This window comes from Rhodococcus sp. KBW08, from assembly GCF_003852455.1.
Classification (GTDB): Bacteria; Actinomycetota; Actinomycetes; order Mycobacteriales; family Mycobacteriaceae; genus Rhodococcus_F; species Rhodococcus_F baikonurensis.
Genome location: NZ_QAJJ01000018.1, coordinates 597,702 through 623,766 on the forward strand (window position 1 = coordinate 597,702; position 26,065 = coordinate 623,766).

The 26,065-nt window shown below is 63.1% G+C and carries 28 protein-coding genes; 11 read left to right on the plus strand and 17 right to left on the minus strand.

Going from position 1 to position 26,065, the window contains the following annotated elements:
* Nucleotides 1-21 precede the first annotated feature (21 nt).
* The 4 genes from DBV08_RS26620 to DBV08_RS26635 all read right to left on the minus strand — a co-directional run bounded on the left by DBV08_RS26620 (nt 22) and on the right by DBV08_RS26635 (nt 7,010).
* Nucleotides 22-834 (minus strand): mycofactocin-coupled SDR family oxidoreductase, encoded by an 813-nt coding sequence (locus DBV08_RS26620; protein WP_019748832.1) that lies wholly within the window; start codon nt 832-834, stop codon nt 22-24.
* A gap of 94 nt (nt 835-928) precedes the next feature.
* Nucleotides 929-3,295 carry a malto-oligosyltrehalose synthase gene (gene treY / locus DBV08_RS26625; RefSeq protein WP_124569382.1) on the minus strand — a complete coding sequence of 789 codons (2,367 nt, stop codon included), beginning with the start codon at nt 3,293-3,295 and terminating at the stop codon, nt 929-931.
* Nucleotides 3,296-3,308: 13 nt separating this feature from the next.
* Nucleotides 3,309-5,660 carry a glycogen debranching protein GlgX gene (glgX, locus tag DBV08_RS26630; RefSeq protein WP_124569383.1) on the minus strand — a complete coding sequence of 784 codons (2,352 nt, stop codon included), beginning with the start codon at nt 5,658-5,660 and terminating at the stop codon, nt 3,309-3,311.
* 57 nt (nt 5,661-5,717) lie between these two features.
* Nucleotides 5,718-7,010, minus strand: coding sequence for an adenosylmethionine--8-amino-7-oxononanoate transaminase (locus DBV08_RS26635; protein ID WP_124569384.1), 1,293 nt, complete (start codon nt 7,008-7,010; stop codon nt 5,718-5,720).
* Between the two features lie 38 nt (nt 7,011-7,048).
* Between DBV08_RS26635 and DBV08_RS26640 the strand changes: the two genes are divergently transcribed.
* The 3 genes from DBV08_RS26640 (at nt 7,049) to DBV08_RS26650 (ending at nt 10,470) form a co-directional block, all read left to right on the plus strand.
* Nucleotides 7,049-8,194 carry an 8-amino-7-oxononanoate synthase gene (locus DBV08_RS26640; protein WP_124569385.1) on the plus strand — a complete coding sequence of 382 codons (1,146 nt, stop codon included), beginning with the start codon at nt 7,049-7,051 and terminating at the stop codon, nt 8,192-8,194.
* On the plus strand, nt 8,191-8,874 hold the full coding sequence (bioD, locus tag DBV08_RS26645; protein WP_124569386.1) for a dethiobiotin synthase: 684 nt from the start codon (nt 8,191-8,193) through the stop codon (nt 8,872-8,874). The genes DBV08_RS26640 and bioD overlap by 4 nt, the downstream gene beginning before the upstream one ends.
* A gap of 177 nt (nt 8,875-9,051) precedes the next feature.
* Nucleotides 9,052-10,470, plus strand: coding sequence for a sensor domain-containing diguanylate cyclase (locus DBV08_RS26650; RefSeq protein ID WP_260395769.1), 1,419 nt, complete (start codon nt 9,052-9,054; stop codon nt 10,468-10,470).
* Nucleotides 10,471-10,525: 55 nt separating this feature from the next.
* Here DBV08_RS26650 and DBV08_RS26655 read toward each other — a convergent pair whose 3' ends face one another.
* From DBV08_RS26655 to DBV08_RS33040, 7 genes are all read right to left on the minus strand, one after another.
* Nucleotides 10,526-11,908 (minus strand): tripartite tricarboxylate transporter permease, encoded by a 1,383-nt coding sequence (locus DBV08_RS26655; protein WP_124569388.1) that lies wholly within the window; start codon nt 11,906-11,908, stop codon nt 10,526-10,528.
* Nucleotides 11,905-12,441, minus strand: a complete 537-nt coding sequence (locus DBV08_RS26660; protein WP_260395770.1) for a hypothetical protein — start codon at nt 12,439-12,441, stop codon at nt 11,905-11,907. The genes DBV08_RS26655 and DBV08_RS26660 overlap by 4 nt, the downstream gene beginning before the upstream one ends.
* Before the next feature lie 78 nt (nt 12,442-12,519).
* Nucleotides 12,520-13,488: a hydroxymethylglutaryl-CoA lyase gene (locus DBV08_RS26665; protein WP_124569389.1), complete on the minus strand. Its 969-nt coding sequence runs from the start codon at nt 13,486-13,488 to the stop codon at nt 12,520-12,522.
* Between the two features lie 5 nt (nt 13,489-13,493).
* Entirely contained in the window at nt 13,494-14,792 is a 1,299-nt protein-coding gene (locus tag DBV08_RS26670) for a hydroxymethylglutaryl-CoA reductase, degradative (protein WP_124569444.1), read from the minus strand.
* Between the two features lie 111 nt (nt 14,793-14,903).
* Nucleotides 14,904-16,877 (minus strand): helix-turn-helix domain-containing protein, encoded by a 1,974-nt coding sequence (locus DBV08_RS26675; RefSeq protein WP_124569390.1) that lies wholly within the window; start codon nt 16,875-16,877, stop codon nt 14,904-14,906.
* 10 nt (nt 16,878-16,887) lie between these two features.
* Nucleotides 16,888-17,421, minus strand: a complete 534-nt coding sequence (locus tag DBV08_RS26680) for a tail fiber domain-containing protein (RefSeq protein WP_260395771.1) — start codon at nt 17,419-17,421, stop codon at nt 16,888-16,890.
* Nucleotides 17,405-17,533 (minus strand): hypothetical protein, encoded by a 129-nt coding sequence (locus DBV08_RS33040; RefSeq protein WP_003941742.1) that lies wholly within the window; start codon nt 17,531-17,533, stop codon nt 17,405-17,407. Before DBV08_RS33040 ends, DBV08_RS26680 begins: the two co-directional genes overlap by 17 nt.
* Nucleotides 17,534-17,821: 288 nt before the next feature.
* Here DBV08_RS33040 and DBV08_RS32435 point away from each other — a divergent pair, with 288 nt between their 5' ends.
* On the plus strand, nt 17,822-17,986 hold the full coding sequence (locus DBV08_RS32435; RefSeq protein WP_166810477.1) for a hypothetical protein: 165 nt from the start codon (nt 17,822-17,824) through the stop codon (nt 17,984-17,986).
* A gap of 5 nt (nt 17,987-17,991) precedes the next feature.
* Here the strand turns inward: DBV08_RS32435 and DBV08_RS26685 are convergent, their stop codons facing one another.
* The 3 genes from DBV08_RS26685 to DBV08_RS26695 form a co-directional block, all read right to left on the minus strand.
* Nucleotides 17,992-18,366: a VOC family protein gene (locus tag DBV08_RS26685; RefSeq protein WP_095969924.1), complete on the minus strand. Its 375-nt coding sequence runs from the start codon at nt 18,364-18,366 to the stop codon at nt 17,992-17,994.
* A 29-nt stretch (nt 18,367-18,395) separates the two neighbouring features.
* Nucleotides 18,396-18,809, minus strand: a complete 414-nt coding sequence (locus DBV08_RS26690) for a glyoxalase/bleomycin resistance/extradiol dioxygenase family protein (RefSeq protein ID WP_124569391.1) — start codon at nt 18,807-18,809, stop codon at nt 18,396-18,398.
* A gap of 101 nt (nt 18,810-18,910) precedes the next feature.
* Entirely contained in the window at nt 18,911-19,543 is a 633-nt protein-coding gene (locus tag DBV08_RS26695; protein ID WP_260395772.1) for a helix-turn-helix domain-containing protein, read from the minus strand.
* 64 nt (nt 19,544-19,607) lie between these two features.
* On the opposite strand from DBV08_RS26695, the gene DBV08_RS26700 reads away from it, so the two are divergent.
* Together DBV08_RS26700 and DBV08_RS26705 are read left to right on the plus strand one after the other, a co-directional pair.
* Nucleotides 19,608-20,303, plus strand: a complete 696-nt coding sequence (locus DBV08_RS26700) for an AzlC family ABC transporter permease (protein WP_221621620.1) — start codon at nt 19,608-19,610, stop codon at nt 20,301-20,303.
* On the plus strand, nt 20,300-20,620 hold the full coding sequence (locus tag DBV08_RS26705; protein WP_124569393.1) for an AzlD domain-containing protein: 321 nt from the start codon (nt 20,300-20,302) through the stop codon (nt 20,618-20,620). Before DBV08_RS26700 ends, DBV08_RS26705 begins: the two co-directional genes overlap by 4 nt.
* Here the strand turns inward: DBV08_RS26705 and DBV08_RS26710 are convergent.
* Nucleotides 20,606-21,262 (minus strand): TetR/AcrR family transcriptional regulator C-terminal domain-containing protein, encoded by a 657-nt coding sequence (locus DBV08_RS26710; protein ID WP_095969928.1) that lies wholly within the window; start codon nt 21,260-21,262, stop codon nt 20,606-20,608. The two genes, DBV08_RS26705 and DBV08_RS26710, sit on opposite strands and share 15 nt — an antisense overlap.
* 164 nt (nt 21,263-21,426) lie before the next feature.
* On the opposite strand from DBV08_RS26710, the gene bioB reads away from it, so the two are divergent.
* Genes bioB through DBV08_RS26725 form a run of 3 tightly spaced genes read left to right on the plus strand, consistent with a single transcriptional unit; the run spans nt 21,427 to nt 23,248 of the window.
* The gene (gene bioB / locus DBV08_RS26715; RefSeq protein WP_095970015.1) at nt 21,427-22,440 is read left to right on the plus strand and encodes a biotin synthase BioB; all 1,014 of its coding nucleotides are present in this window, start codon (nt 21,427-21,429) and stop codon (nt 22,438-22,440) included.
* A complete protein-coding gene (locus tag DBV08_RS26720; protein WP_095969929.1) occupies nt 22,437-22,661 on the plus strand; it encodes a hypothetical protein in 225 nt (74 codons plus the stop codon). Before bioB ends, DBV08_RS26720 begins: the two co-directional genes overlap by 4 nt.
* 11 nt (nt 22,662-22,672) lie before the next feature.
* Complete coding sequence (locus tag DBV08_RS26725) at nt 22,673-23,248, plus strand: DUF2567 domain-containing protein (RefSeq protein ID WP_124569394.1); 576 nt, start codon at nt 22,673-22,675, stop codon at nt 23,246-23,248.
* 11 nt (nt 23,249-23,259) lie between these two features.
* Here the strand turns inward: DBV08_RS26725 and DBV08_RS26730 are convergent, their stop codons facing one another.
* The gene (locus tag DBV08_RS26730; RefSeq protein ID WP_095969931.1) at nt 23,260-24,090 is read right to left on the minus strand and encodes an SDR family oxidoreductase; all 831 of its coding nucleotides are present in this window, start codon (nt 24,088-24,090) and stop codon (nt 23,260-23,262) included.
* A gap of 83 nt (nt 24,091-24,173) precedes the next feature.
* Between DBV08_RS26730 and DBV08_RS26735 the strand changes: the two genes are divergently transcribed.
* The gene (locus tag DBV08_RS26735) at nt 24,174-24,776 is read left to right on the plus strand and encodes a TetR/AcrR family transcriptional regulator (protein ID WP_124569395.1); all 603 of its coding nucleotides are present in this window, start codon (nt 24,174-24,176) and stop codon (nt 24,774-24,776) included.
* A gap of 115 nt (nt 24,777-24,891) precedes the next feature.
* Nucleotides 24,892-25,224, plus strand: a complete 333-nt coding sequence (locus tag DBV08_RS26740) for an SDR family NAD(P)-dependent oxidoreductase (RefSeq protein WP_095969933.1) — start codon at nt 24,892-24,894, stop codon at nt 25,222-25,224.
* Between the two features lie 14 nt (nt 25,225-25,238).
* Here the strand turns inward: DBV08_RS26740 and DBV08_RS26745 are convergent, their stop codons facing one another.
* Entirely contained in the window at nt 25,239-25,967 is a 729-nt protein-coding gene (locus DBV08_RS26745) for an NUDIX domain-containing protein (protein WP_007733069.1), read from the minus strand.
* Between the last annotated feature and the right edge of the window lie 98 nt (nt 25,968-26,065).

Here is a 26,065-nt window from a genome sequence, read left to right on the forward strand (position 1 = left end):
GAAAAACTCGAGAAGATTCGATCAGCGAATCAGGGTGCCCAGATCGAGCGGCATCGCGATGCCGGTGATGTGATGGGCCTCGTCGGAACCGAGGAACGCGACGGCTGCGGCGATGTCCTCCGGCTGGCTGACCGGGTCTGGCAAGGTCTGCATGAAGATCGGACCGAGGGTGTGAGCGTTGGCGTCGATGAGCGGCCGCATGTCCGTCATCTGCATTCCGGTTTCCACGCCGTGCGGGTGGATGGTGTTGACCCGAATGTTGTACTGCCCCAATTCCGAGGCCATCGTCTTGGCCAGACCGGTGATGCCGTGTTTGCTCGCGACGTAGTGGCCGAGGAAGGGGAGCCCACGCAGGCCGGCGACGGAGCTGGTGAAGATGATCGAGCCACCGGTGCCTTGCTTGATCAGGTGCGGGATCGCTGCCTTGGCGGTGTGGAAGACTCCGGTCAGGTTGACGTCGAGCGTTTCCTGCCACTGCTCGGGCGTGATTTCCCAGGACATGTTGGCAGAACAGATTCCGGCGTTCGCGACGACGACGTCGAGGCGCCCCAGTTCGTCGATGCCGGCATCGAGCGCCGCGGACAGCGCAGAGAAGTCGCGGACGTCGGTCTTGGTAGCGACAATTCGACGGTCCAGAGCCTTGACCAGTTCGACTGTCTCGGCCAGGTCGTCTTCGGTGGCGCCGGCGTAAGACGTGGATTCGAATTGAACACACGCGTCGACGGCGATGATGTCTGCGCCCTCTTCTGCCAGCCGGACAGCTTCCGCCCGCCCCTGACCGCGGGCTGCTCCGGTGATGAAGGCAACTTTTCCGGTGTATCGATTGGCAGTCATGCTCAAACCTCCGAATAGTGGTGACGATCTGCTCTTCGGAAGTTAGCGCGACGAAGTTCTTTTCGGGGGTGAATGTCCAGTCAGCGGAAACCGCTCAGCACACCCTGGTCAACAGGGCACATGGTCCGGCGGCGAAGACATCGCGCGCATCTGCGGACGTGACGGGTTGTCCGCTCAGTGCGTCGAGCCATTCGCCTTCGGGAAGGTCGATTCGTGTGTCTCGCCAGCCGTGCGACGAGAGTCCGAGCGAATGTCGCGTCGCCAGAGCAACGACCATGGGCGGATCACCTGCCGGGCCGCGCGAGAAGCCGACCAGATGACCGGATCCGGAACCTGAAGCGAAGATGGGCCGGTACTCACCGTGATCGAACCACGAGGGGTTCTCCCGCCGCAGTGTCAGTGCCGTGCGAACGAGGTGCAACTTTGCGGTTCCTGTCGCGTCGATCGGCGCGGCGCCGGATTCGAGCAGTGATCGCCTCGTTCCGTAGTCGACAACGCGCCGGTTGTCCGGGTCGACCAGCGAGTCCTCCCACAGTTCCGTGCCCTGGTAGACGTCGGGAACTCCGGGCCCGAGGAGTTGGAGCAACTTTTGGCCCAGAGAGTCCGACCAGCCGTGACGCGCTATCCGGCCGACGAATTCGCTGACCGAATCAGCGACAAGACCGTCGATCACCTGGTCGATCCAGTGATGCACCGCCGACTCGAAGCCGACGTCCGGATCGTTCCAGGACGTCTTTGCGCCGGATTCACGGACGGCCTTTTCTGCATAGGCGTGTAAACGTTCGCGCAGTTCTGGAAGCGAGGACGCAGGGCTACCGTCGGCCGGCCAAACACCGATGATGTTCTGCCACAGAAACAATCCGGTCAGCGGATCAGGGCTGGGGCACACGCCTTCCCACTCGCGAATCATCCTGGACCACAGGGTAGGCACCTGAGACACAACACCGATCCGTGCCCGCACGTCCTCGCCGCGTTTGGTGTCGTGAGTGGACAGACTCGTCATCGCGCGCGGCCACCGCTTCGCTCGGTCCGCGTTGTGGAGATGGAATTCGGCGACGGAGACGGCAAGCGACGCCGGGTTGCCGCCGACTTCCTGACGTGAGACCAGGCGCGCCGTCCGATAGAAGAGACGATCCTCGACGGACTTGGCCATGACAGCGCCGCACACCTGCTGGAAGCGAACTGCCGCTTCACCTCCGTTCACCAGTGACTGCGCCAACACGTTGAACGCTGCTTCATGCCCGGGAGCCAATTCGTGCATGTCGCCGACGATACGAGCGGCCAATCCGGCGAGGGGACTGTAATCGGATCGGTACACCGGCATCCGAGCGATCGCGACCACCACGGCGTCGTTCAGTTCGGTCTCACTGCAACGACTTCCGGTTTCACGTCGGATTGCGCGCACGAGCCTGCGAACCTCGGGGGCAAGGTCACCGCGCCCGGTGTCGCGTTTGAACTGACGTTCGGTGTGATGCAACCACGTACTGTCCCCGTCGTCGCCGGTCAGATCTGCCGAGAGTTCGGTCAATTCGAGTTCGGCGGCGGGATCGACGAAAATGCCGCCCAATTGATTGAGCGCGTCGTATCCGGTGGTGCCGTCGATCGGGAGCAGCGGATCGAGTGGTTCAGTGTGGCCGAGGATCTTCTCGATCACGAGCCACTGATCTGGTCCGATCAGTTCTCGCAGGCGCCCGAGATATTCCGCCGGATTTGCGAGTCCGTCCGGGTGATCGATGCGAACGCCGTCGATCAGTCCTTCGTCGACCCACGACTTCACTTGCCGATGGCAGAGTTCGAAGACTTTGGGGTCCTCCTGGCGCACTGCAGCGAGTTCGTTGACGGCAAAGAACCGTCGGTAGTTGATGATTCCGGCGTTCCACGGTACGAGTCGGTACGACTGCCTGGCGTGGACCTCCTGTGGAGATCCGAGTTCGGTGCCCGCCGCGACGGGGAAGCGGTGCTCGTAGAAAGCGAGAAGTGTTTCCTCACCGTCTTTCTCGACGGTCAGTGCGTCGAGATCGGCCGGGCTGCCCAGTACCGGGAGCGAGAGCTTGCCCTCGGCGCCGTTGGCTCCGTTGTCGTCGGCCCAGTCGATGTCGAAGAAGTCTGCGTACTCCGACGACTGCCCGTGCGTGAGAACGTCCCACCACCAGGCATTTTCGCGAGGTTTGGCGACACCGACATGGTTGGGGACCAGATCGACGATCAGGCCCATCCCACGTGATCGAACCGCGTGCGAGAGCTCCACCAACGCCTCGCGGCCACCAAGTCCTTCGGACACGGTTGTCGGATCGGTGACGTCGTAGCCGTGCGTCGACCCGGATGTTGCCGTGAGGATGGGGGAGAGATAAAGGTGCGAGACCCCCAACGCCTCGAAGTAGTCCACTTGCGCGGCCGCATCACGAAGGGTGAACGCGTCCGGGCGCAACTGCAGTCGGTAGGTGCTGGTTATCGGGGCCATCTGCACGTCTCCCTCAAGCCGTTCTGCGAAGTACCGTCAATGCTCGGGCTTTTACATCCAATGTCGTTCCGGCTTTGACCACGGTGTCGCTCTCACCGGTGGGGACCGAGGTGTCGAGTACGACGGTCCACTCCGACGCGTAGTCCGCGTTGGGGGTGGAGAATTCGAGATCTTCGTAGTGGGCGTTGAAACATAGAAGGAACGAATCTCCCGTGACGCGCTCGCCGCGGTAGTTCGGTTCCGGGATCGCGTCACCGTTGAGAAAGACGGCCAACGACTTGCCGAAACCGCTGTCCCAGTCGGCCGGAGTCATCTCCTCGCCCGACGGCGTGAGCCAGGCGATGTCGCGACTCTGATCGCCACTTCGAATAGGTCGACCCTCGAAGAATCGACGACGCCGGAAGACCGGGTTCTTGGCGCGCAAGGCAATTGCGCGCTTGGTGAACTCGACGAGATCCGCGTTGGTTTCCGCGAGAGTCCAATCCATCCAGGACAGTTCCGAATCCTGGCAGTAGACGTTGTTGTTGCCCTGCTGAGTTCGGCCCATCTCGTCGCCGTGAGCGAGCATCGGGGTGCCCTGGCTGAGCATCAGCGTCGCGAGAATATTCCGGCTCTGACGTCCACGCAGATCGAGGATCTCCGGGTCGTCGGTGGGGCCTTCGACGCCGCAGTTCCACGATCGGTTGTGCGATTCGCCGTCGTTGTTGTTCTCGCCGTTGGCTTCGTTGTGCTTCTCGTTGTACGAGACGAGGTCGTGCAGGGTGAAACCGTCGTGAGCGATGACGAAATTGATGCTCGCGCCAGGGCGACGTCCGGTGGCCTCGTAGAGATCAGAGGATCCGGTGAGGCGGGAAGCGAACTCGCCCAGCGTTGCCGGTTCACCGCGCCAGTAGTCACGGACGGTATCGCGGTACTTGCCGTTCCATTCGGTCCACAGGCCGGGGAAGTTGCCGACCTGGTAACCGCCCTCGCCGACATCCCACGGTTCGGCGATCAGCTTCACCTGACTGACGATCGGATCCTGTTGCACCAGATCGAAGAAGGCGGAGAGGCGGTCCACGTCGTGCAGTTCACGGGCGAGTGTCGAGGCGAGGTCGAAGCGGAAACCGTCGACATGCATTTCGGTGACCCAGTACCGCAGCGAGTCCATGATCAGCTGCAGTGTGTGCGGATGACGGGCGTTGAGGCTGTTGCCCGTTCCGGTGTAGTCCATGTAATGCGCTTCGTCGCCGTCGACCAGGCGGTAGTAGGCAGCATTGTCGATGCCGCGGAAGCTGATGGTCGGCCCCATGTGGTTGCCCTCGGCGGTGTGGTTGTAGACCACGTCGAGGATCACCTCGATGCCTGCCTGGTGGAAGCTGCGCACCATCGCTTTGAATTCCGCTACGGCCGCATCGGGTTTTGCGGCCGACGAGTAGTCGGTATGCGGAGCGAGAAAACCGAAGGTGTTGTAACCCCAGTAATTTCGCAGTCCTTGGTCGAGAAGCACCTGATCGTGCATGAACTGGTGGACCGGCATCAGTTCGATAGCAGTGACACCCAGATTGGTGAGGTGCTCGATGATCACCGGATGCGCGAGTCCGGCGTAGGTGCCGCGCAGTTCCTCCGGAATTCCGGGGTGCGTCGCGGTCATACCCTTGACGTGCGCTTCGTAGATGACCGTCTCGTGGTACGGGCGCTTCGGCGAGCGATCGGACGCCCAGTCGAAGAAGGGATTGATGACGACGGTCGACATCGTGTGGCCGAGCGAATCATGTTGGGGGAAAGGGATGGTGGCGGGTTCGTCGGTGAGTGGGGCGGGATCGAAGGGTTCGGGGTCGAGGATCTCGTCGGATTCCTGATCGCCCGTGGGTGACGCGTCTTCCACCTCGTCCTCGAGGACCACCTCGCCCGATTCGGCTTCCGAACTCGTCTCGTCGGTCGCGTCTTCCGGCTCCGCTGCAGGAGTTTCGTCGTCTCCCGAAGGTTCGGGATCGCCTGCCGACTCGACGTCGTACGAGAACAGTGAACGGTCTCCGTCGAAGTCTCCGTCGAATGCTTTTCCGTACGGGTCCAGCAACAGTTTGCTCGGATCGCACCGCAGGCCTGCCGCCGGATCGTACGGTCCGTGGACGCGGTAGCCGTATCGCTGGCCGGGGGATACGGACGGAAGGTATGCATGCCAGACGTAACCGTCGACCTCGTCCATCCGAATCCGGGTTTCGGTTCCGTCCTTGGCGATCAGGCACAGTTCCACGGCTTCGGCGACCTCGGAGAAGAGCGAGAAATTGGTCCCCGCACCGTCGTAGGTGGCACCGAGTGGGTACGCACTGCCAGGCCATACCGGGATGGGAGTGGCTGAGGTCTCGCTCGGCGGTTGATCCATGAATCAGACCCTATCGGGTGCAGCCGATCGAATCTTGTCGACTGTCTACGCCGCTGATCACCGTTTTGCCTGGCTGCGGGCGGTTGCCAGCATTCCGGCTGTGATCTGTTCCACCTCCGCCTCCGAACACAGGTACGGAGGCATCGCGTAGACGAGGTTTCGGAACGGTCGCAGCCACACTCCGGAGTCGACGGCTGCATCGGTGGCGCTCTGCATCTCGACCGGCTGCTCGAGTTCGATCACTCCGATCCCGCCTTTGACGCGGACATCGACGACCCCGGGAATTGTGACGGCTTCGGCGAGGCCACGAACGAGGCCATATTCGAGGGCTGCGACATCACGCCGCCAATCCATCGCGAGCAGCAGTTCGGTCGATGCGACTGCGACGGCGCACGCGAGTGGATTGCCCATGAAGGTGGGGCCGTGCATCAGCCCGCCGCCTTCGCCGGCGGTGATCGCCTCCGCTATCTCCGTGGTGCACAGCGTCGCCGCCAGGCTCATGTATCCGCCGGTCAGTGCCTTGCCGACGCACATGACGTCGGGGCTGACGCCGGCGTGATCGGCGGCGAACAGCTCGCCGGTGCGTCCGAATCCGGTGGCGATCTCGTCGAAGACCAGGAGGACTTGGTACTTGTCGCAGAGATTACGTAGGTCGATCAGGTAGGCGGGGTCGTGGAAGCGCATTCCGCCGGCGCCCTGGACTACCGGTTCGACGATCACCGCGGCCAGTTCCTCGTGATGCTCGGCCAGCAGTGCTTCCAGCTCCTGTGCGTACTCGGGCCGATAGTCCGCGGGGGGAGTCTGCGCGAAGACCTGCGCGCGCAGGACATCGGTCCAGAGAGAGTGCATCCCGCCGTCGGGGTCGCAGACGCTCATGGGGGTGAAGGTGTCACCGTGGTATCCGCCCCGCCAGGTCATCAATCGGTTCTTCGACGGTTTGCCGAGACTCCGCCAGTACTGCAGGCACATCTTCACGGCGACCTCGACGGCCACCGAACCGGAATCGGAGAGAAACACCTTGTCGAGGCGTGATGGTGTGATGTCGACCAGTAGTCGTCCGAGGCGAGCGGCGGGTTCGTGCGTCAGTCCACCGAACATGACATGGCTCATCTTGCCCAGCTGCCGCGCGGCCGCGGCGTCGAGCACAGGATTGCGGTAGCCGTGAATGGCGGCCCACCACGAGCTCATCCCGTCGACCAGTCGGCGGCCGTCGGAGAGCGTGAGGGTAGCCCCCTCGGCAGAGTCGACGATCAGCGGACGAGTCGACGCGGGAAACGATCCGTACGGATGCCAGAGAACATCGGCATCGATGGCGGAGACGTCTTGGGGATCAAGTCCGGTTGTGAGCACGGATGCACCCTAACCATTGAGTTGAACGGTGTTCAAGTATGGTCGGAAAAGTGAACACCTCGCTGAATTGGCTCACTGCCGTCGAAGCGGACCGTAGGGCCGCTGGACTGCGTCGCGAACTTCGTCCTCGCACGGTCGACTCACCGTTGATCGACCTGGCGTCGAACGATTACCTCGGACTCGTGCGGCACCCCGATGTGATCGAGGGTGCAACGGCGGCACTGCGCCGTTGGGGCGCGGGCGCCACGGGCTCGCGTCTGGTCACCGGCACCACCACCGAACATGAACTGCTCGAAGTCGAACTGGCCGAGTTCGTCGGGGCGGACTCGGGGCTGGTCTTCTCCTCCGGTTACACAGCCAATCTCGGCGCGGTGACGGCGCTCTCGGGTCCCGGATCGTTGATCGTCTCCGATGCGGGATCGCATGCCTCGCTGGTGGATGCCTGCCGCCTCTCACGCGCGCGGGTCGTCGTTGCCCCGCACTCGGACGTGAGCTTTCTCGCCGACACGTTGCGTAGCAGAGTGGAAGAGCGAGCTCTGGTCGTCACCGATTCGGTTTTCAGTGCCGACGGAGACCTCGCGCCGCTGCGGGAGATGCATCAGGTGTGCCGGGAGTACGGGGCGATCCTGCTGGTCGACGAGGCGCACGGCATCGGTGTGCGCGGTGCCGGTGGACGCGGTCTCGTCCACGAGTCGGGCCTGGCCGGTGAACCCGACGTCGTCGTGACGGCAACACTGTCCAAGTCGCTCGCCAGTCAGGGCGGAGTTGTACTCGGTGACAACAAGATCCGCGCGCATCTCGTCGACGCGGCAAGAACGTTCATCTTCGACACCGGTCTCGCACCGGCCGCCGTCGGCGCGGCCAGAGCCGCACTCGCAGTACTCCAGCGCGAGCCGACGCGAGCGCTCGACGTCCTGGCCCGGGCATCCGAGTTGGCGGACGTCACCGGTGCTCCGTCGCCTGAATCTGCTGTCGTCTCGGTCGTTCTCGGTGATCCGCAACGGGCGTTCGATGCCGCGTCGGCGTGCCGGGACCAGGGGTTGCATGTCGGATGCTTCCGCCCGCCGTCGGTTCCGGAGGGAACGTCACGGCTGCGTCTGACGGCTCGAGCGACGCTGTCGGCCTCCGAGATGGAGCAGATCGCTCTCGTCCTGCGCGAAGTATTGGCAGGGGCCCGAGCATGAGCATTCTCCTGGTGACCGGAACGTCGACCGACGTCGGAAAAACAGTGGTGACAGCCGCATTGGCATCGCTCGCCGTGCAGTCGGGTAAGTCGGTTGCAGTGCTCAAGCCGGCCCAGACCGGCGTCGACGTGGACGGTGCGGGTGATCTGGCCGAGATCGAGCGTCTGACCGGTGGCGGCGTGACGCTGGTCGAGTTGGCGCGATATCCCGAACCGTTGGCGCCGGATACTGCTGCACGTCGAAGTGGTCTGCCGTTGTTGGCGCTCGACGACGTAGTCCGAGTTGCTCGCGACCTGGACACCACCCACGACCTGACCCTGATCGAAGGTGCCGGCGGCTTGCTGGTCCGGTTGGGGGCCGACGGGTTCACCGCGCGCGATCTCGCGGCAGCGCTGGGTGCACCTGTAGTGCTGGTGGTTGCGTCCGGCCTGGGCACGCTCAATCACACGGCTCTGACGGTGGAAGCGCTGGGTGCGGTTGGCGTGGAGTGCGCCGGGTTGGTGATCGGTTCATGGCCGCAACAACCGGACCTCGCCGAGAGATGCAATCGCGAGGATCTTGTCTCGGTCAGCGGTGTTCCCCTTCTCGGGTTGATGCCTGCGGGAAGTGGCAGCGAGAGTGTCCAAGAGTTTGCTCAGACCGCTTCAAGCGCGCTCGGTAAATCTACGTTGGCCATCTGACGCCGTAACATCCGATTTGTCTGCATCGATAGCCAAGGCACAGTGGGGCGCCTTGGTTTCGACGTCTCTCGCGTACGATTCCGGTCGGTATGTTTCAGCCGGTGTCTTGGGGCGACCCTGCATCCGAGCGCCGATAGTGGTTGTCGAAATTGTGAGTAGGTCAGCCGAATGTAGGTGGTGAGCACGGTCGAAAAGTCGTTGTCGTCATCGGCCGTACGTCGCGCACTGCTTGTCGGCGTAGTCGTCTTCGTCTCGTGCCTGGTCGGAATTCTGAGCCGTCTGCCGGGCACGCTTGCTGTCTTCTGGCCGGCCAACGCGCTGCTACTCGGGATTCTCTTTCGGTCGCCGCGTTCCGCCACACTGCTCACCTGGATTTGCGTAGTAGTCGGTTATGTCGGAGCCGACCTGATCACCGGTGGGGCGTGGGAGTCCACGATGTGGCTCAACGCCGCCAACATCGTCGGGGTTGCCAGCGGCTTCTACGCCTTTCGCTGGGTCGACGGTGAGGATCGTCGTCTGAACAGTATCGAGTCTGTCGGATATCTCGTGGCGACGACGGTCGTCGCCGCGTCGATGGCAGCACTCGTCGGCGGAATCGCGAACCGCGTGCTGTTCGGCGGGCAGTGGTGGGACGGCTGGTTGCTCTGGTTCTCGAGTGAGTTCGTCAACTACATGACCATCGTCCCGTTGGTGCTGACATTCCCTTCGCTTCGGCGAGCGGATCGGGACCCGAAAGCTGTTGCCGCACTTCTGCGTCGATCTGTGGTTCCGACAGCGCTGCTGGCCGTCTGCATCATCTTGGAGTGGGTGATCGGCGGTGCCGGAGCGATCGCGTTTGCCATGCCGGCCCTGGTGACTGCCGCCTTGCTCACCAATGTCTTCGTCACCTCGGTGCTCACAGCCGTATCAACTGCCTGGACGTTGGTATTGACGGCCGACGGTCATCTCGGATTGTCCAGCGAGGGCGTCTCGCCCGTCAGTGCGTCGGTCCAGATCGGATTGTCGCTGCTGGCGGTAGCGCCGATCGCGGTGGCCTGCGTGATCCTCGAGCGCCGCCGCGCGCTCGAGGCACTCACCCAGGCAGTCACCCACGACGATCTCACCGGTGCGCTGCGTCGGGACGAGTTCTTGCGGCGAGGCGGCAGCGTGACGGGTGCGACCGAACCGCGTCGGCACTCGGGACGTCCGGTCAGCGTCCTGATGATGGATCTGGATCACTTCAAGATGGTGAACGACAACCTCGGTCATCGCGCCGGCGACACCGCGTTGGTGAGTTTTGCCGATCAGGTGCGGCGGAATCTCGACGACAAGCATCTGTTCGCCCGTTTGGGCGGCGAGGAGTTCGTCGTACTGATGGCCGGTGTCGATCTGGCGGGTGCGACCGAGACGGCCGAGATGATTCGACGTGCGCAGGCCGAGAGTTCGTCGGCAGTGTTGGGTGAACTCGGGCCCACCGTCAGTATCGGTGTCGCGTGTTCACCTGCAGGCGGTGCGGATCTGACGCAATTGGTCGACTGCGCCGACGAAGCGTTGTACCGGGCGAAGAAACTCGACCGGAATCGAACCGTGTCGCTCACGGTCGGACAAGCGAAGTAACCCGTGCGGACCCGCAGTGTTTGCAGGTCCGCACGGGTTGGTGGTGTCGGGCGATTCAGAACAGATTGATCAGAGCCGGGACGCTGAACAGCGCGACGTAGTAACCCATGAACAGGACACCGCCGTGGATCTTGAACAGACGCCCGAGCAAGCCGCCGACGAGGCCGACCGTCACGGTGATCAGAAGCCCGAGGATGCCGCCCTCCCAGATGCTGATGACCACGACCAGTCCCGTGAACACCGCGATCACAGCTTCGTGACTGATGTGTTTGACCACCGCTGACGCAGCGCGGTACGCGTAGTTCATGGCAAACGGATATGCGATGACCGTCGCGGTGACGACTGCGAGCAGGCCGTAGAGCAGGAACTCCCACTGGGTCAGGTACGTGGAGAGATTGTTGATCACTCCGGTTTCCTGATTGGTTTCGAAGACCGGCGGAGCGTTGAACAGAGGCGCCGCGGGACCTGCTGCCAGCGGGCTGAGCGGAAGGCCGAAGGCCACGAGAGGGATGAGGGTTTCCGCGATGTACGTGGATTCCGTCGTACCGTTCTTTGCCGAGACCATGGTGGTCAGCCGGTGATAGCCGTTCTTGATCCGCGCACCCACCAGCTCACCCATCAGAACGGTCATGGCAACGGGGCTGAAGACGAACGTTGCGCTGGAGACCGTGGAGGCCGCCGCGGTGTAGCCGATCTGCTTACGATCGAGGACCTTCAGAGGATTGGGGAAGTATCCCTTCCACCCCTTGATGTCCGGGGCCAGTGCGACGGTCTTGGGTTCGCTGCGCTCCATGTCCTTGCGACTCGACGGCCCCAAGGTCAGCGCGAGGTCCGCGATCAGCGGCCCGACCGCGATGGCAAGGAAGTAGCTGATGTTGAGCGACACATCGTAATTCGACGTCAAGGCGCGTGCGCCCAGGATCAAGATCACGAAGGGAACGAGAGCGACCACTCCGGCCCAGCGGCCCGGCGAGGCGTAGGCGATGCCGACGGCGGCGACCAGGAACAGCCACGGTGCTATCGACTGAACGGTGTCGGCGAACGGAGCGAGGATGGTCGCGAACAGGACGGCAACCGGCACAGCGACGAACGCCGAGATCACTGCTCCCGAGATCGCCTTGCGGAGTGCGATGTGCGGGATGCCGAGTGAGCGCATCATCTGCGCCTCCGGCAGGAGTGGAATCGCCATCGTGTCACCGGGAATGCCCAACAGCATCGTCGGCACCGCGTGAGTCATGTGTTTGGCGATCGCACCGGAGAGGAAGAACGTGAAGACTGCCGCCGGGGGAGCACCGAGCAGGATCACGAGCAGAGTCAGCGGTGCGATGGTGGCTGTCTCGTCCGTGCCGGAGATCAATCCGATGAACGTGAATGCGACCGCACCGATGATGCCGAAGAGAACGGCAATCAGAATCTCGTTGGTCAGAACCGAACTCATGCGAGCCCACCGTCCTTCGGTGCTTTCGAGGCCGGTGCTTTCGAGGCCGGTGCTTTCGAGACCGGTGTGTTCGGGACCCGCGCGTGCTCGGCCTCGGCAGCGGCGAAGTGGTCGTACAGACCGAGTTCGCGAAGTTCCAGTTGGCTCTGTTCCGGAATGTCGGCGAGAGTCCCGAGACCCTGGCGTTGTTCACTCATCATCGTGATGACACCGTCGATCGACTCCGCGTCGGCGGCCGCCAAGGCGACTATCCGCTTCGGCTTGATGAAGATTCCGCAGACGACGCCGGCGAGCAGGCAGGCCGCGATGCCGACCAGCAGGCTGTACGCCTGGGCCAACGACGGCTCGCTGACGACCCGTTCGAACAGTGCTTGGGCTGCGAGAAGAGCCGAGGCGCCGACGACACTGCCGACTGCGACAGAGATCGCGAGGTGTCGACCGTTGACGGTGTCGCCCCAGACTTCGAGGTATGTCTGCTGCTCGGTCGGCTCGGTTGTGGTGGTCGGCGTCGTTGCCGACTGCGGTGGTGACATCAGTCTTCTCCAGTGTCATACAGGGCGAGGTCATACAGGGCGAGAGGCTTGGGAGGCGGGGGACTTGCTTGGCGAATGTCAGGTGCGTGCAGCGCGGAGGGCGTTGACAACCCGGGACGGGCTGGAGTGTCCGATCTGTTCGGCCATCCAACTGCTTGTGTCGGTGAGCGAATCCAGGTCGATGCCGGTGTCGATCCCGAGGCCGTGGAGCATCCACACAAGATCCTCGGTGGCGAGATTTCCGGTCGCGCCCTTGGCATACGGGCACCGTCCGAGACCACCTGCGGAACTGTCGAATTCGGATACTCCAGCGGTCAACGACGCGTAGACGTTCGACAGTGCTTGCCCGTAGGTGTCGTGGAAGTGCATCGCGATCTGCGATGTGGGGATGCCACGTTCGCGGATCGCGCCGAGTAGAGCGAGCACATGACCAGGGGTGCCGACGCCGATGGTGTCGCCGAGGGAGAGCGACGTGGCACCGCTGTCGATCAAGGACTTGGCGATGTCGGCGACACGCTCGACGGACACGACGCCTTCCCACGGGTCTCCGAAGCACATGGAGATGTACCCGCGGACGGGAAGTCCCAGGGCTCGAGCGGCGGTCGTGACCTCGGCGGCCGCGGCGATCGCGCCGTCGACCGTGGAATTGAGGTTGCGTTTTGCGAATTCCTCTGTGGCGCTGACGAATACTGCAACTTCACGCGCTCCGGCGGCGACGGCCCGCTCGAGACCCTTGCGGTTCGGGACGAGAACGACCGTACGTACCGAGTTCGGCAGGTGGAGCCGACCCATCAATTCTTCCGCGTCCGCAAGTTGCGGGATCCATCGAGGTGAGACGAAACTCGTCAACTCGACAGTGCGGGAACCGGCCGCGACCAGGCGTTCGATGAACTGGGCCTTCGTCTCGGTCTCGATCACCGCCGTCTCCGCTTGAAGTCCGTCTCGAGGCCCGACTTCGTAGACCCGGACCGAGGTCGGTAGGCCCGGCGCCGACACTCGATGAGGCGCCGGTTTCCACACTGGTGATCCTGCAACTGTTTCCGTCATTGTCGTCAGTTTCCGCCGCGGATCTCGGCGAGAACCTTCTCGGCATGCTCGACGCGAATGCTCTTGTCCGCGATCAGGCGTGCGACCACGGCGTCGATCTCGCTCTTCTGCGCTCCGGCGGTGGCAGCGATGTTGCGGGCGTGCAGTCCCATGTGCCCGCGCTGGACACCCTCCCCGGCGAGAACGCGGACAGCAGCCAGGTTCTGGGCGAGACCGACTGCAAGAATGATGCCGGCGAGTTCCTCGGCACTCTCGACGCCGAGCATCTTGATCGCGGCCTGCGCTACGGGGTGCACCTTGGTGGCCCCGCCGACGAGGCCGACCGGCATGGGTAGCTCGAGGGTGCCGACGATGTTTCCGTCGGCGTTCTTCTCGAAATGCGAGAGCGAGGAGTAGATTCCGTCGGCGTTGACTGCGTGAGAGTGGCACCCGGCTTCGACTGCACGCGTGTCGTTTCCGGTCGCCAGCACCACGGCGCTGATGCCGTTCATGATGCCCTTGTTGTGTGTCGCGGCGCGGTAGGGATCCAGCTCGGCCAAACGTGCGGCATGGATCAGGTTGTCCACTACTTCTGCGCCGCCGATCAATTCGGCGTCGAACACGGCGCGAACACGGGTGAGCCGCAGATCTGCCTTGTTGGTGAGAATGCGCAGGACGACGTGCCCGCCGCCGATCTCGGACACTCGATCGGCGATTGCTTCCGCCATCGTGTTGACTGCGTTGGCGCCCATCGCATCTCGTACGTCGACATGAAGGTGGAGGACGACGTAGGTGGCCTGGTCCGAGGACACGACGCGAACCGAAATATCCTTCACGCCACCCCCGACGCTGACCAGCTTCGGGTCCTGCTCGTTGGCGAGTGCCATGATTTCTTCACGCGCCTCGAGGAGCCGGATCCGGGCCGCCTCCGGATCCACGACGTCGACGAGTTGAATCTGGGCTTGCATGATCGGCTGGGTGCTGGAGGCGTGAAAGCCGCCCAGTCCGCGTGCGATGCGAGCGGCGTTGCTCGCAGCTGCGACGACCGACGGCTCCTCGGTGGCAAGAGGGATCAGGTAGTCCTTGCCGTTGATCGTGAAGTTTGTGGCCACGCCGACCGGAATGCCGATGACGCCGAGGACGTTCTCGACCATGCGATCGGCCTGGTCGATGGTGAGGCCGTCGGCGGCGTCGTAGACCGCGATGTCTGCTTCGGTCAGGTCGGTCTGGCGGACGATCTCGGCGCGCCGGGCGGCGACGTCGTAGGACCGGAAATCGGCGATACGGCTGTTGACAGACCGGTTGTTCTTGGACCGATTGTTCATAGACACGGGGGTCGTCCTCCTGAAGTGGTTCTGTGCTCCGCTTCACAGTAGGGAGGTTGATGCCTGCCAAGCCACGTGCTCATAACACATCGATCAGTCGAAGTTGTGGTGTCATGCACCATCGTTGCTGTCGGTGTTGTCGCTTACGCCTTCTTCGGTTCCCACTTCCCGAAGTTCGTCGAGCCTCGTCGCCATGGATACCCGGAAGAAGTTCTCGTCTTCACGCCACGAGTGACCGAGGAGTGTACGGATGCGGTCGAGACGCTGAACGACGGTGTTCGGGTGATAGTTGAGTGCGCGGGCAGCCTTGGTCGGGCTTCCGTCGTTGCGGACCAGGGCCCGAAGGGTCGCAGTGAGATCGGTGTCCTTGTCATGGTCGTAGGCGAGTACCGGGCCGATGACTTCGTCGATGAACTGATGGAGTGATTCCGGATTCTCGCCGAACAGAACGCTGTACGGCAGATACGACGCAGTCGTGACCGCGCCGTCGGTCTTGCCCAACGCGGTGATCAGGCGGGCCGTGCGCAGCGCAGAGGTGAAGCGCGCCGGGAGTTCTTCGGGGCGCTCCGCCGTCGCCGGCGCAATGACTACTGCGTGGGGTCCTACCGAACCGGTGATCTGGCGGTGAATGACGGTCGCCGCTGCTGCCGGGTTTCCCGAGCGCGAGACCACCGCGATCAGTCCGGCGTGCTGCGCCGCCAATGCCGCTACCGGCAGATTCTGCCCGATTGCGCGGAGCGCGGCCGTCCGGAGTTCCGGAGCGACCGAGACCACGAGGACAGTGTCGAGTTCGCCGAGGGAGATGCCGAGGTTGCGGGTCCGACGTTCGAGATCGCGCCTGCGCTCGGGCGCAGTGCTCAGCAAGTCGGCGACCAGTTCGTCACGTGCGCGCCGGTCCGCTGCTGCTGCCGCCGAGTGTTGCAACACGAGGATGGCAGTGACCTGAGCTGCCCGTTCCACGGTCCGGAGTTCGACGGGGCCGATCGGCGCGTCCGAACGATTCAGCAAGATGGCCCCGAGGAACGATTCTCCGGCGGTGACAGCGCTGACGAGTTGGATGGCGGTCTCACTGTCGTCGGTGACAAACGTGCATCGGCCGCTGCGGCGACTCTGGTCGATGGCCTCGGACACGGCGCGAGGTAGCGACAACGGCACCGTCGTGATCTGCTCGCCCGAGGATTTCACGAGAGGGCGTAACTCACTGTCGACCACGACGGTGCTGCGCTCGAGTGAGCTGCTGAGGGTTCGTGCAACCTGGGCGTATCCGCCGCCGCGGAGAACGGCATGGATGAGATCCTGGTGGACGATGTTCGACTTGTCCCGCGCGGACACGTGCTCACGCAGCTCGTCGAGTGCTCGCCCGGTCTCGGCGGCGGATTCCTCGGCGCGGTCGAGGGCCCGTGCGGTTTGCAGGACCACCGAGGCGTGATCCGCCAGCGCCGAGAGCAGGGCGATCTGATCAGCAGTGAAGCGGCGTTCCCGGCGGTCGGCGGCAAACAAGACTCCGAGGATCTGGCCGTCCGAGAGCATCGGCACGCCCAGAATCGCCACCAGACCCTCGGCGACGATCGCGGCATCGACCACTTCGTCGTGGCGCGACTGCGTGTAGTCGCTGTAGTTCTGAACCCATTGGGCTGCTCGAGATTCGGCAATCGCGCTGACCAGTCCCGCGCCGGCAGGAACCTGCAGATGCTGGAGTTCCGGCGAGACCGCGCCGGCCGTCTTTCGAACATTCAGGTCACGAGTGATCACGTCGAACTCGGACAGGTACGTGACGTCGGTACCCATGATGTCGTGTGCGCGGTTCACCAGCCTCTGCAGCAGAGTGTCCACGTCGCGAACTTGCGCAAGCTCACGCGCACTCGAATAGAGGACCGCCAATTCGTTTTCGCGACGGCGCAGTCGGCGAAATTCCGACCGACTGGCCCGGATGCGAGCCGCTGTCTCCGCGATCTCCGTTGCGCCAACGCCGAATTCGGCCAGTACCTGTTCGACGTGTTCGTCACCGACAGCGTCGGATGTCACGTCGAACAGCGCGGCAATCACGTTGGGTGCTGAGTCGGAGTCTGAATCAGGGGCGGTCACACCGAACAAACTACAGACCGGTGGATCCACCGAATTCGTCGAGCGGCGTGGATGCGTGATTGTTGTTTACTTCCAATGCATTCCGAGTCGCGCTCGTGTCTACTGTCTCCCTTCTCAGTCTGTTCACGGCCTTCTCGAGCGCGCTGATTTCTGTCTCGAGAGCACTGATTTTGCGGTTCAACGCTTGGATGCTCGCCATGCAGACGCCGTTCGCGTCGACGGCGGAGATCCGGCGGGTGTTGGATCCCAAGCCGAAAATCGCCGCAAAGTCTTGCGCCATCGGACCCAGGTGACGGACCGACTTGTGGTCGAATCCGTAACTCCACGTGCTTATTCGGAGTGTCGACAACCGGTCGAGCACGTCCTGAGCGCTCGTCGGAACATCTACGCCGGTATGCACGCCACGTCGATGCGCGGCCCGTGCGAACACCCACTGCGCGGGATGTCGCAGCGCGGCGTTCACCCGAGTGCTGACTCCGACACCCAAGTATTCGGTGCGCTCGCCGTCTTCAGTGCTCTCGCCCTCGTCAGGCGGTGAGTTCACGTCGTGCGGTTTTGACGGTCTTGTCGCTCAGCAGAATTCCGGCTCCTGCGCCGAGCAGTCCGAGGCCGATTCCGACAGCGGCGCTGCCGAGGCCCAAAGCAATTCCCAACATGATTCCTCCAAAAATTGTGCAGTGAATTGAGGGGCCAGGTGTCCGACGAAAGTGCTGCCGACCTGCTCCGCGCTCATCTTTCACATTGCTCCAGCACGCGGGCGATGACAACCCGTCTGGACCGAATTTCTCGTGGAAAACACAGGCGTGCAACACTGGGTGAAGAACTGCTGGGTCATCGGCGTCTTGTCGGCGCCGTACGGGCGGCAGTAATCAAGTAGCCATCGACCGATCTCTAACGCAGGTTTATCTGCGCGCGGTAACGATGACCAGGCAAAAGGGTGGCATGTGAACGAATCGAGCAGTGGCTTGTTTTCCGACCTCAGTGCGGCGGAGTCCGTTGTCGACGCGAAAAGCGCCGAGCAACTGGCGGCCGAGCGTGAAACTGCGGCAGCGGAACGGTCCAATACCGACACCGCTGAACAGCGGCAGTCACAGCTGTTCAGCGGTTAAACACGTCAGGACTCCTTGATTACCGACAGAACATTGCCGGCGGGGTCGGTGAACCACGCGATGTCGGGACCGTTGCCACGCATGATGCCTCGCGCATCTTGAGGGAATCCGTCGTATTTCAGAAACTCCACGCCACGTGCGGTCAGTTGATCGACCGTCGTGTCGATGTCGTCGACGACGAAGTTGAGGATCGTGTACGTCGCGGGTTCGTGATTCGGCTTCGGGTAAACCAAGATCTCGGTTCCACCGGCAAGATGTAGGCGCACAAGTCCCATGTCTTCGTCGGTCACTTTCAGCCCGAGTGTTTCGCCGTAGAACTTCTTTGCAGCATCGATGTCTGTCACCGAAAAACCGCTGAATGCTTTGGTGTCCGCAAGCATGACTGTCTCCGTTCCTGGCTGTTGTCCGACTAGGTAGGTTCGGAATCCGTCATTCCGGATTCCATCTCGGCCCGGGCCGCCTCACTGAACTCGATGATCTGAACGTAGTTTCCGTCGGGGTCGATCGCGGTGGCGAACAAACTGCCGTCGCGGTCTTCGAGTGGGGCGAGCCAGTTTCCGCCGAGTACGTCGATGCGTTGCGCGATCGACCGGGCGTCGTCGGTCTCGACGTTGAGGAACATCCGGCCGGGCTGCGGGTTGGTCTCGCCGACGTCGTCGCGTCTGTCGAGCATCACGTAGAAACCGTTGAAGTCGAGAACGTCGTAGCCGGGTTCGCCCGGAGTGCGGTCGACTTTCGGAGCGAACGCCTCGGCGTACCAGTCGCGCAAGCGTTGGGGGTCGGTGCTCGAGAGCAAAATGCTGCTGATGCTGGATCCGGACATGGGTCCTCCTGCTGTTGGTCGTTGCTGCCGTCGGCGATCGAGGCACTGGCCACATCACCTCGCAGGTACAGACTTCCCGCAGCGACGAAACTCATCGCGGCTCAGGTGTGCTCCGAAACCAGGATCGCCGTCGTGCCTGGTTCGAGTGCCCGAAAGATGTGCTCCTCGTCGCCGGGATACGCGAGATAGTCGCCCGGCCCGAGCTCGATCGGATCTGCAGTGGGCCCGACCTCCGCCCGCCCGGTGCCGATCACAACGTGTTCGGTGGTGCCGCGCGCATGCGGCGTCGAAATGCGGGGCTCGCCCGGTTCTGCAACTATCCGATACAGATCGCGGCGCGCGTTCGGTGGGCTGGGAGCCAGGAGGGTCGCGATGTACGACGCGTTCGCCGACGCAATCGCGGGCCCTTCCCCGGCTCGAATCAACTGAACGGTCTGTGCTTGCGAGTCGACGAGTTGTGAGAACGGCACACCCAGGGCGTTCCCGAGTGCCCACAGTGTTTCGAGGCTCGGGTTCCCGAGGCCGGATTCGAGTTGGGAGAGTGTGGATTTGGCGATGTCAGCGCGTCGGGCGACCTCCGAGAGGCTCAAGCCCGCTCGGGTGCGCTCACGTTTGAGTGCGACTGCCACCAGCTTCTGAGGACTCTGCTCAGTACCAATTCCGGCACCGTCAGGTAGGCCACCGTCAGGTACACCACCGTCAGGTACACCACTGCCAAATCCACCACTAGCCATCGTTCGATTCTCCGATCGATCGTTTCCCTTGACGAACGTTCTTGCGTCGTTCAACATAGAATACATGCGTTCTTTATGGCGAACAGTTGATCGCGACACGCTCCGGGTGAGCGTGCTGATCTGTCTCTCCGTGGCCATCGTTGGTGTTTCCTACGGTGTGACGGCAGGATCGGTCGGGTTCTCGATGTGGCAGCTCCTTGCGTTGGCCGTGCTCGTTCTGGGTGCCTCGTCGGAGTTCTTGTTCATCGGAATCATCGCGGCCGGGGGGAGTGCCCTCGCCGCGGTTGCAGCCGGTTTGTTGATCAACTCGCGAAACTTCGCGTACGGATTGTCGGCGGGATCCTTTCTCGACAGGGGTCGGCACAGAGGCTCGGGTTGGCGCAAAATGGTCGGCGCGCACCTGGTCAACGACGAAAGCGTCGCGGTCGCCATGGCCCAAGCAACGGTGAAGCAGAAGCGTGCTGCTTTCTGGTTGTGCGGGACCGGAATCGCGGTGGCGTGGCCCATCGGAGCGCTGCTGGGCGGTCTTCTCGGGAGTGTCGTCCAGGATCCGGGCGCGTTGGGGTTGGATGCCGCTTTTCCGGTTGTCATTCTGGCTCTCGTCTTGCCGGCGCTGAGGGAGAGGGTGACGCTGCTTGCCGCCGTGGTCGGTGCAGTGATCGCGGTGGCCGCGTCGCCGTTCCTGCCGCCCGGTACCGCGCCGCTCGTAGCCCTGCTGAGTATTGCGGTGACGATACCGTTTCGGGAGAAGGTCCGATGAATACGGCAACGGTCTGGATCGGCATTCTCGTATTCGCCTGCGGCTCTTACGCTTTACGGGTGAGTGGCGTTCTGCTCCGCGCTCGGGTGATGCTTTCGGGATTTGCCGAGAAGACTCTCGATCGTGCCGTCGTGGTGCTACTGCTCGCAGTGGTTGTGACCTCGACGATCTTCACCGGCCATGACGTTGCCGGACCGGCGCGAGTGCTCGGGGTGGTGGCCGGAGGTATCTGCGCCTGGTTCAGGGCGCCGTTGGTGGTCGTGGTGATTGTCGCGGCCGGTACTACTGCATTACTGCGACTGTCAGGAGTGTCGTAGAGCCGATTCGGTGCGCGTTGAATGTGGGGTCGAATTCAGGCGGGTGCGGATGCCGTCGATGAACAGATCCAGGCCGAACTGGAAGCGTACCGTCGGATCGCCGTCGAGGAGGTCCTCGTCGGAACCGCCGCCGATCACCTCGGGGGAGTCCGGGGAAATGGGTGCTCGGGTGAGTGCCCCCATTTCTTCCATCTGCGCTCGGGACTGCTCGTCGACGGTATGGCCGAGTACGTAGTACAGCAGGGCGTATGCCGCGAGTTGGGCGTGCTCGCGTGAGAGGCCGGATTCCTGCCCTGCTTGTACGAAGTGCTCGCGTACCTTGCTGCTCGTCATCCGCGAGGCGAAGGTGGCGCTGACCAACTCGGCGCCGTCGCGGTGCGCCAGCAGTGCAGACCGAAGCCTGTGTGCCAGTTCGGAATACGCCTCTTGCCACGTGTCCGCGTCAACGGGGGAGTCGAGGTCTTCGAGGATCTTGTCGACGACCGCACCGAGCAGGGTCTGCTTGTTCGGGAAGTGCCAGTAGAGAGCTCCGGGTTGGACACCCAGTGACGTTGCGAGCCTGCGCATCGTGAGGTCGGCAAGTCCGAACTCGTCGAGTATCGCCATGGCGCCGTCCAGCACGTCGCCGCGTCGCAACTGCACTTGTTGTTCCCCTCGTTTCGTCCCGCTGTGGGCTGCTCGCGATCGAATGTCGATCGGACCCGCCTTTGACAGTATTCCACCACGTCTCTAACGTGAACACCGTTCAACTTGTACGGTGTTCAATTTTGCTGGTTTCGAAGGAGACGTCTGTGACCCCGCCCCCGATTAGCACGGCCCCTGCGACGGTCGACATCCTCGACCAGGCGCGCGAGCAAGTTCTCGAAAGAGGAGTTGGCCTGACCGAAAGCCAGGTGCTCGACGTACTCCGACTCGACGACGACAGGCTCGAAGACCTGCTCGCTCTCGCCCACGATGTGCGTATGAAGTGGTGTGGACCGGAGGTCGAGGTCGAGGGCATCATCAGCCTCAAGACGGGCGGTTGCCCCGAGGACTGCCATTTCTGTTCGCAGTCCGGACTCTTCCAGTCGCCGGTTCGCGCGGCCTGGTTGGACATCCCGAGCCTGGTGGAAGCTGCCAAGCAGACCGCGAAGTCGGGTGCCACCGAGTTCTGCATCGTGGCCGCCGTCCGCGGACCCGACGCCCGGTTGCTCGCTCAGGTGGCTGCCGGAATCGAGGCGATCCGCAACGAGGTCGACATCCAGATCGCCTGCTCGCTCGGCATGCTGACCCAGGAACAGGTCGACCAACTGGCCGCCATGGGTGTGCACCGGTACAACCACAACTTGGAGACCTCCAAGTCGCATTTCCCGAACGTCGTCACCACACACTCGTGGGAAGAGCGGTGGAACACCCTGCGGATGGTTCGGGAAGCAGGCATGGAAGTGTGCTGCGGCGGAATCCTCGGCATGGGCGAATCGTTGGAGCAGCGTGCAGAGTTCGCGGCCAACCTGGCTGAACTGGAGCCGGACGAGGTTCCGCTCAACTTCCTCAACCCGCGTCCGGGTACCCCGTTCGGTGATCTGGACGTGCTGCCCGCCGGCGAGGCGCTCAAGTCCGTTGCGGCATTCCGTCTCGCGCTGCCTCGCACGATCCTGCGCTTCGCGGGTGGACGTGAAATCACTCTCGGTGACCTGGGGGCCAAGCAGGGCATCCTCGGCGGAATCAACGCCGTCATCGTCGGCAACTACCTGACGACTCTCGGACGTCCCGCCGAGAAGGATCTGGATTTGTTGGTTGATCTGCAGATGCCGATCAAAGCTCTGAACGACACTCTGTGAGCGTTCCGGTGACCGAGGAGCGGTACAACCCGTTCACCGGGCGTCGGATCGTCGACGGCGTCGACGATCCGACGCCGACAGCGGCGTCGATGGGCCTCGAGCCTCCTCGCTTCTGCGAGCAGTGCGGACGGCGCATGATCGTTCAGGTCAGTCCTGACGGTTGGTGGGCGAAATGCTCCCGTCACGGTGTCGTCGACTCGATCGACGCCGCCCGCAGGTAGCGTCACTCTGTGTGATCTCTCTTCGGCAGACTCGACTGCGCACCGCGATCGTGATCGCCGCAACCAGTGCGGGCGTGAGCGTGTTCGTCGGTGTGCTGTGGGCGTTCCTGGCTCCGGCAGAGCACCTGTTGGTGGTGTCCGAGGGGCGCGGCGTCGCGTTGACGGGTGAGAGCCTTCACCAGTTCGATGCCAGCGCCGTATTCATCTGGCTGGCACTGATCGTCGGCGTGCTGTCAGCGGTGGCGGCCTGGCTGGCACGCCTGAGTCGAGGCCCGTATGCCCTGGGTGGATTGATCGTCGGCTCAGCGGTGGGAGCCGGCCTGATGGCACTCGTGGGTTCGGGTGTGACGAAACTACGTTTCCCCGCGGCCGACAATCCGGCGGTGGGGGAGATCGTCGCGCGAGCACCCAACATCGGAACCTTGCTGGTCCTGTTGTTTCAGCCGCTCGCGGCGTGCGTCGTGACTTTGGTTCTCGCAGTGCTCAATCCGTACGACGACCTCGGTGTGGGGGACCATCCGGAATCTGAGGATCCGGCCGCCGAGGTCGAACGGACCGACGACGAGGTCCAGCCGAAACTCCCGTAACCGTCGTGTCGCTAAACAGCCGAGGTCGACGGACGGTTCGCAGCGGACTTCATTCGCACGTCTCCCAAGAGTCGACCCGAAATCAACGCCCCCAATCGGCGGGTCGCGAAGCGAGTGCTGATCGAGGACACCCAATTCGGCAAACCTGATACCACTGTCGGCGGTGCGTTGCGTCGATCCAGTGCCCGGAAAGCTGTGTCCACCACCTGAGTTGCCGTCTGCATTCGGCCGACCGCAGCATCTTCGGACCCGACGACGTCGAAGAACTCGGTGCGCGTCGGACCGGGGCATACCGCCAATACGGTCAATCCGCTACCGCGAGCTTCTGCCCACAGTGCTTCCGTGAAGTTGAGTACAAAGGCCTTGGATGCGCCGTAGACCGCCATGCCCGGTGTCGGCTGGAACGACGCGGTGCTGGCGATGTTGACCAGTGCGCCGCGTCCGGTGAGAAGGTCGGGCAGGAATGTGTGCGTCAACTCGACGAGTGTGGCGATGTTCAGTTGAATTTCGGACGTGACGCGCTCGAGGTCTTCGTCTACGAACGCGCCGTGCGTTCCGAACCCGGCGTTGTTGATCAGTGACGTGACGGTGATGTCGCGGCCGGTCAATTCTCGGTGAAGGGTCGCGCCGACGCCGGGTGCTGCCAGATCGGCGGGCAGCACTGTCACGGTAATGCCGTGGGCGACGCGGAGTTCCGTAGCGAGGGCTTCGAGGCGATCTGCCCGCCTGGCGACGAGAACCAGATTTGCACCGCGAGCGGCAAAGCGGTGAGCGAATTCCACGCCGAGCCCGGCGCTGGCTCCGGTGATCAGGACGGTGGTTCCGGCTACGTCGATGGCCATGGTGGCTCCTTCGGTTCGGGTGGTCCCAAATGTAGGCACTGACACCATAGTTGTCAATGACAACATTTTGATAAGGTGCCTCCATGCCCGCCCACGAACAGCCGTACCACCACGGCAGTCTGCGACAGGAACTCTTGGCGTCGGCTGAAGCTACCCTCGAGCGAGACGGCGTCGACAAGCTGTCGCTGAGGCAACTTGCACGTGAGGCGGGCGTGAGTCACGCGGCTCCGGGCAAGCATTTTCGGGACCGTCAAGCGTTGCTCGACGCCCTGGCTGAAAGCGGCTTCCATCGGATGACCGGTGCGCTCGAGCGTGCAGTTTCGGAGGCTCCGCCGACCGCGAGGGCCAGGTTCTCCTCGCTCGCCAATGCCTACGTGGATTTTGCACTCGAGCATCCCGGCCTGTTGTCTCTGATGTACAGCAACAAGCATGCACCCGGTGCGGCCGAGACCGTCGTGAACGCGGGGCACGCGACGATGGACCTGACCGTTCGGCTCGTATCGGAAGCGCAGGCCGCGGGTGACATTGCTGCTGGTGATCCGGAAAGCATTGCGCTCGTTGCCTTTGCGACGTTCCATGGAGTCGCGACGCTGGCCGCGGGCGGAATGTTGGGCGACGTGCCGGTCGGCGATGTGGTGAACGCTGCGTCGACGGTCTTCTGGGCGGGGTTGTCTCGACCTGTCTGACGTCCGGGACACACGCGGAATTCCCCAGAGTTCTCACAGAACCAGCACAAGGGGAGCACAAGATTGCGGACTTACATAGGAGTCAAGAAGTTTGATTCCGAGTGGAGGTTCCGCAATGAGCGTTTCAGAGATCGCCCCCAACAGGGGAGTTGTACTGGTCACGGACATCGGATTCGAGCACGGTGCGCGCATCGCCACAGAGTTTCTCGACGCTGGTTGGAGCGTGGCGGTCACGGCGCGGACGGTAACCGAGTTGGTACGCATCATGGCTGGGAAACCTGCCCATCGCTTCTTTGCGATAGTCGCCGATCCGACGGATCATTGGCAGGCCGACCGGATTCTCGACCGCGTGACGACACGATTCGGCACAATAAATCGGGTTATCGATCCGGCGGGCGCCGTGACCTCGGTGTGGACGCAGCGTGGAAGTCTCGAAGCCGTTGCCTGACAACGTGACCGGCGTCAGCTCGGTGGCCGTAGGGCGGCGAATTCGTCGGTGACCCGCAAGGTGGAGTCGGTGAAACGGTACAGGGCCGGTGGACGTCCACCCGACTTGCCCGACGGTGCGGTGTTGCCGGTGGGAGTCAGGACGCCTCGGCGCCCCAGTACGCGTTGCAAGTTGGTGGCGTCGACTTGGTAACCGAGTGCGGCGCAGTATATTTCCCGCAGTGTGGACATCGCGAACTCTTCGGGAGCCAGCCCGAATGCGATGTTGGTGTACGAGAGTTTTGCGGCCAGTCGATTGCGCGCGTGCCGTACGACGGTTCCGTGGTCGAACGACATCTCCGGCAATTTCGAAACAGGGTGCCAGGCGGTGTCCGGTGGGAGTTGTGGATCGGCGCTGAGAGGGACGAGTCCGAGAAAGGTCGACGCGATGCGGCGTGGGCCCGGCACGCGCTGTGGGTCGCTGAAGACGGAGAGTTGCTCGAGGTGAGCGACTTTTCGTAGGTCGACCTTCTCGGCGAGGAGTCGTCGAGCGGACGTCGTCAGGTCCTCGTCGTCGCGCAAAGTGCCTCCGGGCAGGGACCATGTGCCCTTCTGTGGGTTGAGCGCGCGCTGCCACAGCAGTACGGCCAACTCTTCACGTCCTTGCGGGCAGTGATCGCCGTCACCTGCGGCGATGCTTGCGGGGAAGGTGCGAACTTGGAACACCGCTGCAAGCACTTCGTGGGTGGTGTTACTATTGGGCACGTTTTCGATCCTAAGTCGAAAACCTCGAATACGGAAATCCGGGCCAGCCCGTCCGGATTTGAACTGGGTGACGAGCCCGGGTTCACGGTGAAGGAGAA